The 16,420-nt window shown below is 68.7% G+C and carries 4 protein-coding genes; all 4 read right to left on the bottom strand.

Features of this window, described 5'->3' with window-relative positions:
- Positions 1 to 107: 107 nt before the first annotated feature.
- Positions 108 to 590, bottom strand: a complete 483-nt coding sequence (locus MEBOL_RS41475; RefSeq protein WP_157775661.1) for a toxin-antitoxin system YwqK family antitoxin — start codon at positions 588 to 590, stop codon at positions 108 to 110.
- Between the two features lie 199 nt (positions 591 to 789).
- Entirely contained in the window at positions 790 to 1,698 is a 909-nt protein-coding gene (locus MEBOL_RS29750) for a hypothetical protein (RefSeq protein WP_095980604.1), read from the bottom strand.
- A 222-nt stretch (positions 1,699 to 1,920) separates the two neighbouring features.
- Complete coding sequence (gene gltJ / locus MEBOL_RS29745) at positions 1,921 to 3,963, bottom strand: adventurous gliding motility protein GltJ (RefSeq protein WP_095980603.1); 2,043 nt, start codon at positions 3,961 to 3,963, stop codon at positions 1,921 to 1,923.
- Positions 3,964 to 4,117: 154 nt separating this feature from the next.
- The gene (locus MEBOL_RS29740; RefSeq protein WP_095980602.1) at positions 4,118 to 16,387 is read right to left on the bottom strand and encodes a tetratricopeptide repeat protein; all 12,270 of its coding nucleotides are present in this window, start codon (positions 16,385 to 16,387) and stop codon (positions 4,118 to 4,120) included.
- Positions 16,388 to 16,420: the final 33 nt, after the last annotated feature.

The raw sequence follows: 16,420 nt of genomic DNA, 5'->3' as shown, positions 1-16,420 counted from the left end.
TTCTAGCTGAGCCTTCGCACATAAGGAAGGGGTGCCTCAAAAAGCGGAGGGTCGCCACCGAGAGATCGGTGACGACCCACTGAGTCAACGGACAAGCGAGTAGAACACTACTCGGCGACAACTTGCCGATTATTACGGTACTCGCTCTGCTTCACCAAACGACCATCAGAAGAGAACTCCTTGACCAGTCCGTCGAGCTTTCCGTGCACATACGACTCAACGGTACGCAGCCTCCCGTTAGGGAAATACTCCTCGCGCCTGCCATGATAATTCCCCACCGAGAACTCGATTCGGCTTCTGACTTGGCCATCCTGAGTATAAAAAGTCCATGAGCCAGAGCGGAAGCCATCAACGAACTGGCCTTCCGCGCTCTTCTGTCCGTTAGCATAAAAGGAAACATACGGACCATGCGCGACACCTCGCCCGTTCGAGGTATCAGGCTTGCGGCAGCTGATCCCCTCTTGTGGCTCACCCGTCTGTCGCGTGCCCACTGGGCAATCAAGTTTGTAAGCGTCATCAGCTGCAAGCGAATCAGTCGCGCCCAGAATCAACCCAACCACCAATGCACGACCCATCATCGAGATAGACATATTCTCTTCCTTGATCGACGAGCAACCGCATCATTGCTCAACGCCAAATGACGGCATTGCTCACAGGAAATTCATCACAACCAAGAGCACAGTCATTGAAAATGTTTCAATCAACAAAAGAACCCCAACCAGCTCAATGCCGATTGGGGTTCAAAACTCAGCAATCCATCAACACTAATTAGCGTGAGACCGGAGCCAATCAGTAATCAGCTTGGTAGCAGAAGAAATTGCCACCCGTGAAATACACCCCCAAAGACAGGGTATCGCTAGACGGCGCCACACAAAAGCTCATGACGAAATCAGCGCGCTCTCGGTTGGAACCAGTCACGGTGTAGTTCCCAGCTGAAGAGCTGATGGTGTCGGCCCCATCCAACCTAGTTCCAGCAACCTGAACATAGAACAGGCCGTTCAGTTCATTCTTCGTCTGAGGAAAGGGAGTGCTGGAATAAGCGGAGACATTGACCTTCACGCGCTTTGTGTTTGTGCCGCTGCCACAGAACGAATCAGTTGCTGCGCTCACTACAGACGCATTGAAAATGATGGGACCAGTCGTTCCCAATTCACTGCGCCTAGTGAAATTCGTATAGTTCTGACAGGTAGGAGCAGGCACGGCCGCACACTTGCTGCTGCTGCAGAACTGACCGTAGGCGCAAGTCGTCTGCCCCTGACCAGAGCAGGCGGCGCCCTCAGCGGGACGATCCTCGCAAGCACCCGTCGTCGTGTTGCAGGTCTGGTTCGCGGCGCACTGCGCATTCGACGTGCACTTCGTGGCCGTCTGATCCGTGCACACGCTGTACGTCGTCGAGCACGACAGGCCCGAGGCGTCAGACAAACGCGTGTCACCCTGGCACAGCTCATCCGTCTTGCACTTGCAGATAGAGTTGCTCGTGCCGCTCAAGGGATCGCACGTCTTCGCGGAGTCGGGACAATCCGCCGCGCTCGAACAGGTCTGCACACAGACGCCAGCCTGCGGGTGGCAGATCTCGGACTCAAGGCAGTCCGTATCCGACGCACACGCCAAGGTGTCACGACCACCACCATCACACGCCATCATCAGGCTCACCGCGCTCAGCGCGGCGAACATCAACGTCATCTTCCGAAGCTGCATTCTCGGCTTCCTCCTGAAGGGATACATCGCGTGAGGCGGGCCGCCGGCCTCTCAAGGCCCCCTCGTCCTGCAGCGCGGGGCTTAGTCCCGCCACTCCAGGCGTGTCAACGATTGTCGACACGCGATTCCGACGCTCCGTCCAGAGGGACATTCACTCCCCTCAAGAGGAACAGCCGTACGAGATATCTGTGTCGTACGTGACTGTTCCCCTTGAATGGGTTGTTAGAACGTAAACGGGAAATCGATGGGATCCCCCTCGACCTTGTGCTTCGGGAAGTTCCATCCCTTGATCAACCCGGAGATGCAGGAAGCCATGTAAGTCGAGCGGAACTCACCTGTCTGGCAGGACACGTTCTTCGTCTTGCCGTTGGTCTGGATCGTCCAGCGCATCACCAGCTTGCCGCTCAGGCCCGGGTCCTTCTTCTTCTGCTCACCCACACACTTCACGATGGCGGGCTTGTTGCTCAGCACCACCTGCATGATGTCCGACTGCCCGAGGCGTTCGACCGTGGCGCCACCTCCGCCAGGCTCGGGCGGAATGTAGGCCGTACGGCCATTCGCTGACCCGCCACTCTTGGCACTGGCCTTCTTCGTGCCAAACAGCTCATCGAATTCGTCATCCGCGTTCCCTCCCCCGCTGCTCTTCGCCGCGGGCTTGGAGCGCGCCGAGATCTCCTCGGCGTCGTCGTCGCTCGAACCCCGCGAAGACGAAGAACGGCTCGGCGAAGAACCTCGCTTGGAGCCACTTCGATCCGGGAGCTCCGCGCGAGCCACCTGCTGCGGCGGAGCCTTGGGCTCCTCGGCGGGCTTCACCGGCTCGCTGGCGGGCGGAGGCGTCGCCGGAGGAGGCGTCGCCACGGCCGCCACCGCCGGGGGCGTGGAGGGTGCCGTCGCGGGCGCGGTGGCCGCGGGCGTTGGTGGCGTTCCCGCCGGAGCTGGGGCAGGAGTCGGCGCGGTGGCCACCGCAGTGGGCGGAGGGGTCGCGGGCACCTCCGCGGGCTTCACCGGAGCGGGCGCTGGAGCCTGGGCCACGGGCTGGGGCGTGGGAGGCGGGTCCGAAGGACGAGACGCCAGGAAGAAGCCAACGCCGCCAATCATCAACAGCGCGCCCGCCGCGATGCCAATCACCATCCCCGTCTTCCCCCCCTGCTTGGGCGCCGCCTGGGGCGGATAGCCGGGATAGGCCGGAGGCGGAGCGTAGCCCTGGGGCGGCGCGTACTGCTGAGGCATGGGCTGCTGCGGATAGCCCTGGGGCGCGGGTGGCGCGTAGCCTGGCGCCGGAGCCGGCTGCATGTACGGCGCGGGAGCCGGCGTCTCCGCCAACAACGGGCTCTTGGCCGCACCCGCGTCAGGCGGCGGCACATCGAGCAACCCCGAGGAGGCGGGCTTCGCCTTTTCCTCGGACACGGAAGACTTGGCCGCGGGCTTCGACAGCGCCTCGTTCTCCTCCTTCACCAACGAGGCCAGCACGCTCGCCGCCGAGGGCTTCCAGCCCGAGTCCTGTGCGGACGGAGCCACGGGCGCGGGTGTTTCGGCCCGGCCGGACTTCGACGAGCCACCCGCGCTGAACGCGGACTCCACCGGGCCCGAAGACGCCGACGAAGACGACGCCACGGGCGTGGGCTCCACGATGACCGGCCGAGTCGGACGCGGCGCCAGCACCGACGCCAGCTCCGTGGCCTCGGAAAGCGGAATCCAATCGCTGAAGCCCGCGCGCCAGCACAGGCTGTCCGGACCGACCTCGCCCTTCTCCCAGTGCTCCTTCACCTTCTCCATGGTGAGCGGACCCACCTGCTTCTCGTCGATGGCGACGAACCACTCGTGCGAGGTCGCCGGCTTGGTGCTGCTCGCCTCGGCCTCCGCGAGCTTGCGCACCGCGTCGCTCGCATCCGACACCGCCGACGCATCCAGTTGCGCGGGGCCATCCCCCGCTTCGCCCGGAGGTACCTTGTGCGAACCCGAGTTGAGCACCTGGTCGAACACGGCGCCGATCTCATCATCCTCGACACCGCCGAAGATGCCTCCCTCGGGAGGCGTGCCCAAGGTCGCCGGCAAGCCGAAGCCCTCGTTCGACGAACCCTGGGACGACGCCGAACCACTGGCGGCCTCACCGGCCGTCCCTTCATCCTTCGCCGGTGCCGAACCGGCGGAGCGCACCACGATGTTGTGGCCACACTTCTTGCAACGCACCTTGACGCCCTTGGCGCCAACCTTGTCGTCGCTAATCGAATACTGCGCGCGGCAGCTGTCGCAGACGAAACGCATCGTTCCCCGCAAGTCTCAGGAATAACGGGAGAAAACCCGTTGGAATCGTAGAGGTGGCGTCCGGGGGGGTCAAGGATGCCGCTCTTGCCCGCCCGGTCGCTGGTTCAACGCGCGAACTCCGGATTGGATCTCACGCTCACTCCTCATCGCACAGCTACTTTCTCACCTGAACCTCCACGTCCGTACCTATCGCGACACGCAGCTCGCGCAGCTCCTCGGACGTGGCGAACAGGAGCAACTCCCTCAGCTTCGCCTTCGGCGTCACCCGAAAGGCCGAGCCGGTCTCCTCCAACACCATGCGCTTGACGGGCTCGCACTCACCCGCGGCGAAGAGGCCCGCGCGCGCCGCCGTCAGTTCCACGTACTCGAAATACTGGCGGACATCCGCGGGCGTGGCCACCGGCACGTAGACTCGAGCCACCTTCGCCAGCGCCGCGCGGCCCTGCTCGCTGAAGCCCTTCTCCAGGCCCCGGCGCTCGGCGTCCACCGCGCGGGGGTCCACCGTGAGGCGCAGGTTCGGCACCACCAGGCTGAGCGCGGCTTGAATCACCACCTCGAGCCGCTCCGGCGCCAGCCGCTGACTCCAGGCCAGTTCCGGCCGCACCAGCGCGAACGCCCGGCCCAGCATGTAGTACGCCTCCTTCTGCCCCTGCTCGGCGAAGAAGCGCCCACCCGCGCGGATGCACGCGGGGTGCGTCTGCAGCACCTCCAGGTTGAGGCGAGGATCCGGCGTCGGCTCGTTGGAGCGTTTGGCCATGTTCTCGCGCCGGGCCACCAGGTGCGGCGAGTACAACTCCACCGCGTCCATGCCGAAGAGACGCGCCACGTACCGGTAGTGCTGGACGAGGAACTCCTGCGAGCTCGGCAGGTCGATGCGGTGCTTCTTGGGCACGAGCTGATAGTTCGTGAAGGGCACCGCGTACAGATGCCCGATCTGCTCGAACAGCAGGCCCATCATCTCGGTGAAGGGCCCGCGAAGCCGGGGATGCAGCAGATGCGACTGCCACATGCGATCGGGTAGCGGCCGCTGAGCCACCTCCTTGAGCTTCGCGTAGGGCCCCAGCTTGGAGAGGATCTCCTTCTCGTCATCCCCCGCCTCGCCGAGCAGCCCGGCCACGGCCTGCGCGGCCATCCACGCACCATCGTAGTCCCTGCGCAGCGCGGACAGACGCACCAGTTGCGAGCACACCTTTTGCGCATCCGAGGTGTGCGGGAGGGCACGGCGCAACGCCGCGATGGCCTCGTCCTCCTTGCCCGGAGAAGCCGCGGCCAGCTCGGCGTAGATCTCCTGCACGGAGGCATCGTCCGGCAGGCCCTTGGCGACGAGCCCGTAGGCCGCCACCGCGTTCTCCTGGTTCTTGAGCACCTGACGATAGAGATCGCCCAGCGCCCGCCACAGGCCCATGCGCGCCCCGTGCGTGTCGGGCGTCTTCGGCATGCGCCCGATCATCTTCACGTAGTTCTCCTCCAGCGCCCTCCACTGGCCCGCGCCACCCAGCATCGCCTCGAGCGCGCTGAAGGCCTCGATGAAGCGGTGATCCAGGTCCAGCGCCGTGTTGAAGGCCTCGGCCGCGCCGTCCACGTCGCGCAGTTCATCCCGGCGCAACTCTCCGAGCGCGAACCACACCCGCCGGGCCTTGCTTGGCTCGGACGCCAGCGCCGGCAACCGCAACATGCGCGACAGCATGTCCGCGGCCTTCTGGCCCTGGCGCGTCTCGCGCAGCAGCACGTACAGCGCGTCCAGCACCTCGAGCGATTCCGGCAGCAGCTTGAGCGCCCCGTTGTACGCGTCGATGGCCTGATACGGATCCTTCAACTTCTCGCGCGAGAGCTGACCCAGCTCGAGGAAGACCCGCGCCTTGGCCTCTCCTTCCAGCACCTGGGCGAGCTGCTGGCGGAGATCGCCCGCGCGCTCCCACCGCCCCGACGCATCCATGAGCGCCACCAGCGCGCGCAAGGAGGCCTCATGGTTGGAGTCCACCGCGAGCGCCTTCTCGAAGTGGTTCTGCGCCCGGTCCGTCTGGTTCAGCTTCGCGTGGATGTCTCCCAGCTGCCAGTAGACCTCCACCACCTCCATGTCGGTGAGATCCTCCCGGTGGTGGATGAGGATGGTCTGGAAGATGCGCAGCGCGTCCTCGTAGCGCTTCGCGTGCTGCACGAGCAGATGGCCGTAGCCCTCGAGCACCGGCAGATACGTGGCATCGAGATCGTAGGCCTTCTTGTACGAGTCGAGCGCCTTGTCCCGGTTGCCCATCTTGTCCGCGACGTAGCCCAACCGGTAGAGCTGACGGCACAGCTCCGCGGCCAGTCCGGTGTCCTTCTCCGCGATGGCCCGCTCGGCCAGGCGGCGCACCACGATGTCGAGCATCCGCTCGCAAGCCACCCAGTCCTCGCGGGCGCTGTAGACCTCCGACAAGGGCTGAGCCGCCTCCAGGCTGTCCGGGGCGTAGCGCAGCGTCTCCTCGTAGTACTGCGTGGCCGTCTCCGGATCGCCCTTCGTCTCGGCGTTGTAGCGCGCCACCTCGAGCAGCGCGCGCGCCTTGGCCTCGGCGTCCTCGGTCTGATGTGCCTCCTGCAACAGGGACTGCTCGTAGCCGCCCCAGTCCTTCTCCTGCTCCTGGATGCCCTTGAGGGCTCGGATGCTGGCCAGGTGACCCGGGTCGATGGCGATGGCCTGCTGATAGCTCGCACGCGCACTGCCCGTGTCCATCAGCATGTCCTCGTGCATCCGTCCCATGCGGTAGTACAGCTCCACCGCCTCGGGCGTGTGCCCCGCGAGCTGCGCCTCCTGCTGCAGCACATCCAGCGCGTAGGGCCAGTTGCCGCTGCGCTCGTAGAGGTTGCCGAGCGCATGCAGCGCGGGCCGGCAGCCTGGATCCATGCCCAGCGCGTAGTGGTACGTGTTCACCGCCCGGTCCACCTGCTTGAGCTGCTGGTGGTAGACGTTGCCGATCTCCACATAGAGCTCGGCCTGCTCCTGCGTCGACGTGGCCAGTTGCAGCTGCCGCTCGTAGGCGACCACCAGCTCCTCCCACCGCCCCTGCACGCGGCGCAGGCGGATGAGGGTCTTGATGGCTTGCAGGTTCTGCGGATCGATGGCGAGCACGCCCTCGATGAAGGCGTCCGCGTTGGCCGGGTTCTGGTACGTGTCCTCCCAGATGCTCGCCGAGCGGAACAGCACCCGCACCCGCTCGCGGTAGTCGGAGATGACCTCCAACATGCGCTCGTAGATGGCCAGCAGTTCCGCCGGCTGATCCAACCGCGTGTGCAGCCGCTCCAACGACTCCAGGGCCTGGAGGTTGTAGGGCTCGAACTCGAGCGCCTGCCGGTAGGCGACCACCGCGGGTTCGTCATCACCGATGTCCCGCTCGTAGACGCTCGCGATCTCGATCTGGATGCGGGCCCGCTCCTCGACGGTGGCCGCCAGGTCGCGCGCCCGCAACAGCGTGGCCGCCACGTCCTTCCAGGCCTTCTGGCGACGATAGAGCGCGGTGAGCACGCCCAGCGTCTCGGCGTCCGGCTCCAGCTCCAACGCCCGCAGGAGCGCGCTCGCGGCCTCGTCCGGCTCGCCCTGCTCGTCCTGGACCCGGGCGATCTCCCGGAGGATGGACTTGCGCGTCTCGATGGAGTCCGCGGCCTCGATCTTCTGCTCGAGCGCCACCACGTACTCGCGCTCGCGGCCACGGCGCTGGAACATCCCGGCCAGTCCGTCGAGCGCCGTGACGTTCGTCGGATCGAACTCCAGGATCTTCCGCAGCGCCGCTTCCGCCGCCTGCGCGTCATCCAGCTTCAGGTCCTGGACGCGCGCCAGCGTGGCGTACATGCGCTCGGCGAGAGGGCCTCGCGGCAGGGCATCCGCCACCTCCTCGTAGACGGCGGCGAGTTCCTCGTGAGAACCCGTCTCGTCGGCGAGCCGCTCCACCTCCTCGCGCAGCGTGTCGTCCGCGGCGTCGATCTGCAGCGCGCGGCAGAGCGCCAGGAAGGCCACGTCCTTCTGGCCCAGGCGCTCCTCCTGCACCCTCGCCAGCTCCTTGAGGGTGGCCAGCTTCTCCTCTTCCGTGACGAGGTGCGGCAGGTAGCGATCCACCACCTGCGCGTAGGCCCGCCAGTCGTTGTTCGCGCGGTAGAGGCCGCACGCGCGCTCATAGGCGGTGCGGTGGGCCGGATCCAGCTCCAGCACCTTCTCCAACGCGCCCGCCGCCAGCTCGGGCTTGTTGCCCGCGCCCGCCCAGAGGTCCGCCACCGCGAACCACGTGGCCACCGCCTGGTCGCGCTCCTCGGTTTGCAGGTGCACCTGCACCTTCAACTCGAGCGCGCGCACCGCGTCGTTGTAGGCCCGCAGGGAGACAAAGAGCGTGTGGACCCGCTCCAGGTCCACGACCGCGTGGGGCTCCACTTCCAGCGCGCGGCGGGCCGCGTCCAAGGCCTCCTCGCGGCGACCCACGCCCGAGAGCACCTCGGCCAGCCGCAGGCGCAAGACCTTCACGCCCTCGGCCGACTCCTGCAACGGCACGAGCCGCCGCAGGATGCCCACCAGCTCCTCCGCCGGTCCCGTCTCCTCGTACAGCTCACGCAGCGTGTCCAGCACGCCCCGGTGCCGGGGGTCTCGCTCCAGCGCGGCCTTGAGGTAGCTCACCGCCGCCTCGGGCTGCTTGAGCAGGCGGTACAACACCTGGCCCAGCCGCTCGTTGAGCCGCACCACCTCGCGCGGATCCAGCGTCTGCGCCAGACGGTCCGCCAACAGCGCGCGCAGCTCCTCGTGACGGCCCGCCCGCTCGTACAACGCCTCCAGCGAGGAGAACGCCTGCTCGTTGCGCGCGTTCTTCGCCAGCAGCTCGCGGTACAGGTTGATGGCGCCGCCCAGGTCCTCCAGCCCCTCGGCCGACACCTGCGCCATGCGCGTGAGGACCCGCTCGCGCTCGGGACCCGTGACCCGCTCGGACTGCAGCTTCAGGATGTTGTACAGCTTGTCGTGCGCCCCGGCCGAGTCGTAGAGGCTCTCGAGCAGCCGCGCCGACGCGAGGTGCGCGCCATCCAGCGCCAGCACCTGCTCGAACGCGGACGCCGCGCGATCCATGCTGTGCAGCTTCTCCTGGGTGAGCTGACCCAGGCGGAAGAGGAAGCCCACCTTGTCCGCCGTCTGCTCCGCCGTGGAGGCGAGGGCCTCCAGCACGGGAGCCAGCTCCTCCCAGGCCTCCAGCGTGATGTACAGCCGATCCAACGCGGCCAGCGCCTTGTGCTGCGACGAGGAGTCCAGCTTGCGAGCGCGCTCGTAGTAGACGACGGCGCGCTCGGGCTCGCGCAGCCGCGACTCGAAGAGCTGGCCCAGCTTGATGCACATCTCCGCCGCGTCCCGCACCTCGGCCACGCGCGGCAGCGCTTCCTCGTAGGCCACCACCAGCTCGTCGTACGAGCCCGCCGCGTCCGTGGCGTTCTCCAGCCGCACGCGCAGCTCGCGGTCGTTCGGGTCCCCCTTGAAGGAGCGGAAGAGCGCCAGGAAGGCGAGTTCCGGCTCGCCCTGGCTCTCGCGCAGCGTGGCCAACTCACCGAGCAGCGTCTTGCGCTCGTGCGCGTCCGGAGACACGCCCACGCGCGTTTCGATGAGCGAGGCGAGCCGCGTCGCGTCCCCGCTCTCGCGGAAGGCGCGCAGCAGCGTCTCCACCGCGAGCAGGTTCTGCGGCTCGCGGGTCACCATCGCGTCCAGGCGGCCCACCGTGCCCGCGTGATTCGGCTGCACGGAGAGCACTTCGCCGTAGAGCGCCAGCGCGCCCGCCTTGTCCAGCAGCTTCGTCTCGCGGACCACGGCGAGGCGGAACTTCAGCTCCAGTCCCTCCTCGGGCGACACGAGCGCGATGCGCCGGGCGAGCACGTCCGCCAGCTCCGGCCAGCGCTCCAGCTTCTGGCACAGGCCGTCCATCCGCGTGAGCGCCGCGGCGTCGTCCGGCTTCACGTCCAGCAAGCGCCGCAAGGTGGCCAGCGCGCCCAGGCCATCCTGGAGCTCCGCCTCCTGCAGCACGGCGATCTGCAACAGCACCGACGCCCGGCGGGCGGGCTCCTCGGCGCTCGCGAGCTGGCGCCGCAGCACCTCCAGCAACTCCTGGGGCGTGCCCTGCTCGGACACCAGCCGCACCACGCTGTCGAGCGCCTCCGTGTCCGTGGGGCTGATCGTCAGCACCTTGCGCCACGAGGCCAGGGCCTCGTCGTCCTCGCCCAGGCGCGCCTGCAACCGGGCCAGGGCGCGGTACAACTCGGAGCGAGCCGCGTCGCCAGCCCGGGGAGCGATCTCGGACAGAATCGCCGCGAACTCCTCCGCGGCCCCGGCCTTGTCCACCAGCGAGAGGCAGAGTTCGAGCGTGCGCGAATCATCCGGCATCTCGCGCAGCGCGCGGGTGGCCGACAAGAAGGCCATCTCCACGTTCTCCAGCGGTCCCGCGTACGTCTCCGCGATGCGGCGCAGCAGCACCGAACGCTCCTGGGGAACGGGCTCGGCGGAGACGCGCGACTCCAGCATCTGCACCTGCTTGAGGTGGTCTCCCACCGCCGCGAACACTGGCTCGAGCGCCAGGGCCGCCTGGCCACGCAACGGGCTGTCCGAGCGCGCCATCTCCTCCAGGGCACCCACCGCTCCGGCATGGCCCGCCCGGCGGCGCAGCACCTCCTGGTACAGCTCCAGCGCGCCACGCGGATCATCCAGGCGGCTGAACTTGAGACGGCCCAGGCGCACGCGCAGATCACTGCCCTCTTCCAGGGCATTGCGCGCGTCGGCCAGTTGGCTCTCCCGCTCGATGTGCTGCGCCAGCTCCGGCCAGCGCTCCATCTGCGTGAGCACACGGCCCAGCAGCTTGAAGGCGTTGGCGTCCTCCGGACGGCGCTCCAACACGTCGCGGTACGTCTGCGCCGCGAGCGCCTTGTCGGAAAGCGTCTCCTCGGCCAGGTGCGCCAGCTCGAAGAGCAGGTTCACCTGGGCGGGCACGGACGGCTCGGCGGCGACCTGCCGGCGCATCACCAGCGCCAGCTCCCGATGCGCGCCCGTGCGGCGGTGCACGCGGGCGATCGACTCCAGCACCTGCTTGTCCTTGGGATCGCGCCGGCTGACTTCCTCCAACGCGCGCACCGCCAGATCGTAGCGCTTGAGGCGCCCGTCGTAGATGGCCGCGAGCCGCCGCCAGAGATCGCCCGCCAGGGGCTCGGTGCTCCCACGATCGAGCTGATCCTCGTAGGCCGCCGCCACATCCTCGAAGGAGCCTGAGTCGGCCGCGAGCCGTTCCAGGTCATCGCACACACCCTCGGCCTGCGGAGCCTCATTGAAGGCACGCAGCCGCGCGGCGAAGGCGAGGGACGTCTGTCCCAGCGCCTCACGCAAGGTGGCGATCTCCTGCACCCGCTCCAACCGCAGCGCGGGCTGCGTGCCAGGCAGGAGGATCTCGAGCACCTCCACCAGCTTGCGCGTGTCGTTGAGGCCACGGTGGACGGGCTCCAACAACCGAGCCGCCTCCACCCGCTGCGCCTCGAGCTGAAGCATGCGCTCCAGACCGGCGACGGCCTGCGGATCCCCGGGCGCCAGGCCCATCAGGGCGCGGTAGGCGCTCAACGCCTCGGCGTGGCTGCCTTCCTTCTCCAACAGCTGCGCGCGGCGGAGGACGAATCCCCGGCGCGACTCGTTGTCCGTGGCCAGCTCCGCGAGCTGATCCAACACGTCCGCCTGCTCCAGCGGGCGCCGCGTCTTGGCGAACAGCTTGTCCAGCGCGAGCAACCCGTCGTCCGCCTTGCGGATGGCCAGCGCCGAGCGCCACGTCTCGATGGCCTTGGCGTCGTCGCCCGCGGCGGCATAGGCCTCGCCCGCCTTCACCAACAGGGCGCGCCGCGCCTCCGGCTCCGTGGCCAGCGCCGACTGGGCGGCGTAGACCTCGGACAGGCTCTTGGCGTTCTGGCCCCGCTCATACAGGCGCGACAGCATCTCGAGTGCCTGGCGATCCTGGGGCGCGTCCTCGAGGACCCGCTTCCAGACTCCCGTGGCCTCCTCCGTCTGGCCCATCTGCTCGCGCAGTTCCGCGGAGCGCCGCAACATGCCGAGCGCCGCCGGGTCTCCCCGAGGCAGATCCAGCGCGGCTTCCTCGTACAGCTCGGCCAGCATCTCGTGAGAGCCCGTCTCCCGCGCGAGCCGTTCCAGCTCGGGTCGAAGCGCCTCGCGCTCCACGCCCTGGGAGAAGGCCTTCACCGCCGCCATGAAGGCGAGCGACGGCTGATGCATGTCCTGCTCGTAGATGCGGCGGATGTCCGCGGTGAGCTGGACCTTCTCCGCGCTGAGCGCGGACTCCAGACGCGTCTCGCGCAGCGCCACGCGCCGGGCATGATCTCCGAGCCGCGCCAGCACGGGATCCAACACCTCCAGCGCGCCCGCGCTCATGGGCACGGCGGCCTTCACCCACTCCTCGAGCGCCGAACGGGCACCGGGATGGCCGGGATCCTCCGAGAGGATGCCCTGGTAGAGCTGGAGCGCGGCGTGGGGATCTCCCAACGCGGTGCGCAGCAGCTCCGCGAGCCGGAACGAGACCTCGCGGCCCTGGGGGCTCTGCCCTTCCTGCGTGCGCCGCAGGCCGAGCGCCCATGCGAGATCCTTCGGGCGGCTCAGCTCCGTGTAGAGCCGATCCAGGGAAGCGGCTGCCTCGCGCTGGAGCGGATCCTTCTCGGCGATGACACGCCACGCATTGGCGGCGCTCTCCGAGTCGGAGAGCTTCGACTCATGCAGCAGGGCGGCCTCTCGCAGGTGCGCGAGCTGCTCGGACGGCTCGGACGCGGCGGCGGCGAGCTTCTCCAACACCTCGGCGAGCGCGGCCCACTCCTCGCCCGCGCGGTGCAGGCGCTGCAGCGCGCGCAGGCAGTCGAGGCTGCCCGGCTCGAGCACCAACAGGGCCCGCAGGGACTTCAAGGCCGCGGCGCGATCGTCGAGCTTCTTCTCCTGGACCTCGGCCAGCTCGCGCAGCAGACCCACGCGAACGGAGTCCGAGCTCCCTTCCTCGGTGAGCTCGATGAGGATTTCCGCGTAGGCATCCAGCGAGTCCGCGTCCTCGGCGGCCTGACGCGCGGCGGCGCGCAGCGCGGCATCCCCCGGCGCCAGTCGCAGGGCCCGGGCGAGCGAGGCGAAAGCCAGCTCCGGCTGACGCAACTGGCTCAAGTACACCTGCGCGGTCTGGCGCAGCGCCAGCACGCGCGCGGAGTCCTCACGCGCCACCTCGGCGAGCACCTCCAGCGCGGCGACCAGCTTGCGGTGATCCTTCGTGGACTCGTAAGCGGGGATGAGCGCCCGCGCCGCCTCCTCGCGAGACGCCCCCTCTCCCAGCATTCCCTCGAGTTCGGCGCGGGCCTCCGCGTCGGAGGGGCGCTGACGGAGGATGTCCGAGAAGCGGCGCACCACGTCCGTGAGATCTCCCTGGGAGTCCTGCAGGACCTGCGAGCGCTTGAGCGTCAGGCGCGCCACCCGGTCCAGGTCCCCCGCGTCCTCCGCGAGCGCGATCTGCCGGGCGAGCACCTCACCCCACTCGGGCTTGCGGTCCGCCTTCTCGTACAGCTCGGCCAGCAGCGGCAGGTGGCGCACCTCGTCCGCGCCGGACTGGATGGCGGACTGCAGCGCCTCGGCGGCCTGCAGCGGACGACCCAGGCCCGCGTTGAGGTCCACGAGCTGCATCAACAGCTCGACCTTCTCCGCGCGAGTGGCCGTCAGGATGCGCTTGCGCAGGAGGGCGTCCGCCTCCGCCGCCCGACCCGCCTTGGTGTACAGGGCGATGAGCCGGCCCAGGACATCGGACGATTCGGGCACCCGCTGCAGCGCCGCCTCCAGCGCGCCAATGGCTTCCGGAAGGGCGTTGGACTCCTCGGCCAGCTTCGAGGTCTCGGAGAGCAGTTGAACGGCGAGCGCCGGAGTCTCCGTCTCGCCCGCCAGGGCGCGCAACACGCGCACCAGCTCGGCGTGGGCGGACAGCTCCCGCGCCAGACGCGCCAGCTCGGCGCGGTTCACCTCGTCCGTGGGCGTCTCGCGCAACGCCTTCACGCGCAGGTCGAACGCCGAGCGTCCATCCGCGAGTTGCGTCTCCTGGAGGTTGGCGATCTGGGCGAACAGCCGCTGCCGCACCGCCCCGTCCGTCGTGACCTCGAGCTGCTGCAGGAGCGCGGAGGCCTGCCGCTGGGGGTCTCCCTGACGGCCATAGTGACGGGCGAGCGCCTCGGCGATCTCCGCCGTGCGCACCTTGGCCGCCATGAGCCGCTCGAGCCCACCCAGCACCACGCCCGTGGACACGTTCTCCGAGAGGAGCTGGAGGAAGAGGGCCGCGGCCTCCTGCGGGCGGTTGAGCCGCTCGGCGAAGAGGCGCGCCTGACGCGAGGACCAGTCGCTGCGCTCCACCTGGGTCTCGGCCAGCTTCGCGAGCCGTCCGGCCAGCTCCGCGGCCTCCTCGACCTTCGACACCGCCGCGCACACCATCTGCAGACGCCGCAGACCGGCCAGGTCGTCCGGAGCGAGCTTCACCAGCTCGCGAACCGTCGGCTCCAGCTCGGCGGGCGTCGCGCCCTCGGCCTCGCGCCGGACCAGCTCGGCCTCCAGGCGCAGCTTGGGATCCGCCGAGATCGCCGCGGCGGCACGCAGCGCGCGCACCGCCTCCTGCGCGGCACTGTCACCCGGAGCGCGCGCGAGCACTTCCTTCCAGGCGGCCTCGGCCCCCGCGGGGTCCGCCAGCGGCCCCTGCAGCAACTGGGCGAGGTGGCGCCAGAGCGGAATGGCCGCCTCGGGAGGCAGCGCGACCAGGGCCGCCCGCCGCAGCGCCGTCGCGAGCGCGGGCTCCGCGTGCGCCTTGTTCGCGTTCTCCACCACCGACTCGAGCAGCAGGGGACGGGCGGGCTCCAGCGCGAGGGCGCGCGCCAGCACCTCGAAGGCGCCCCGCGCGTCATCCGCCTCCTCGTAGAGGGCCGCCAGCGTCTCGCAAAGCGCCACGCGCTCGGAGCGCGAGCGAGGCGCGAGCATCGCCAGGTCCAGCAAGGGCTCCAGTGCCGCGAGTTCCTCCTGGTCCGCCAGGAGCCGGGCGAGAAGGAAGGCCGCCTGGGCGTTGAAGGGCTCCAACTTGAGCACCGTCTCCAGGTGGGCGCGCATCGCGGGCCCATTCCTCAGCTGCAGGCAGAGTTCCGCCAACCGCAGGCGCAAGGACACCTGCGTCGCCCGATCCTTCACCGAGCCCAGGGAGCGCTCCAACATGGCGAGCGCGTCCTCGGCGCGCTCCTGCTCCAGCAGCAACTCCGCGCCGAGGCTCGCCACGTCCGCGCGAGAGGGGTCCACGGACGTGGCCTTCTCGAAGGCGGCGAGCGCTCCGGCCGAGTCGTTGAGCCGCGTGAGGCGCAGGGTCCCCAGCCGCAGCCACAACTCCGCCTGGACACTCCGCTCGCGAGCATCCGTGGCCAGTCCCTCCAGCCACTCCTGGGCCGGACCGAAGTCCCCCTTGCGCTCGGCGAGACGCTCGATGAGGTTGAGGGCATCGGGCATCCCCGGCCACAGCAGGAAGCAGCGCTCGAGCGCCTCCTCCACCTTCTCCGCCACGTCCGGCTCGAACCACGCGTGCAGCTTGGCCACCAGCAGTGACAGCCGCGCCGCGCTCTTGCGATCCCGCTCCTCGAGCGACATGCCGCGCAGCGTGCGGGCGCGATCGCGCCACGTCTGCTCGAAGCGCTGCATCGTCTGCGAGACCTTCTCCGCGCGGGGGTTCTCCGGCTCGAGTTGCCGCAGCACGGCCAGGGCCCGCTGAGCGAGCGCGTGCTCGGTGGGATCTTCCACCAACCGCTCGCAGAACGCGGCGTACTCCTCCGCCATCCCGTCGCCGCCCAACGTGGTCCGCTCACGCTCGAGCAATTCGAAGATGGGCTGGAAGCGCTCCTCGACGAGGAGCAACTGACGCGCGCGCTTGAAGATGGCCCGGTCCGGCATCGCGCGCACCGCGCGCTGCAGACACAGCACGGCGCGATCCCGCCGGAAGAGCTTCTGCTCGTGCAACGTCGCCGCTTGCTGGAAGAAGGCCGAGGCCTCCTCCCCCTGGCTCAGCGCGCCCAGGCGCTCCAACACGTCGACGAGCGCGCTCGTGTCCTGGCGGGACTCGTGAACGGCCTTCAATCCGAGCAGCGCGGGGCGCGGGTCCTCGGCGAGCAACAACGCGTGGCGCAGGAGTTCCTCGGAGCGAGCCGGATTGCGCAAGCGCTCCTGGGCGAGCTGCCCCGCGCGAACCAACACACGCGCCGCCTCGGCGCCGGACGTCTCACGCGCGTGACCCTCGTAGAGACGGATGAGATCCTCGACGCGCCCCGCTTTTTCGAGAGAGGCCTCTACCTCGGCGAAAGGCCGGTCGGAGACACCACGCTCGGCGGGTCGGCGGAGGTTCGACAGATCCATGAAAAGAAAGCCTCGCGAAAAAGAAAGGGGCGG

The sequence above is a fragment of the Melittangium boletus DSM 14713 genome (genome assembly GCF_002305855.1).
Classification (GTDB): domain Bacteria; phylum Myxococcota; class Myxococcia; order Myxococcales; family Myxococcaceae; genus Cystobacter; species Cystobacter boletus.
The sequence above is the reverse complement of the archived record's forward strand: the minus strand, read 5'-3'. Positions and strand labels throughout refer to the sequence as shown.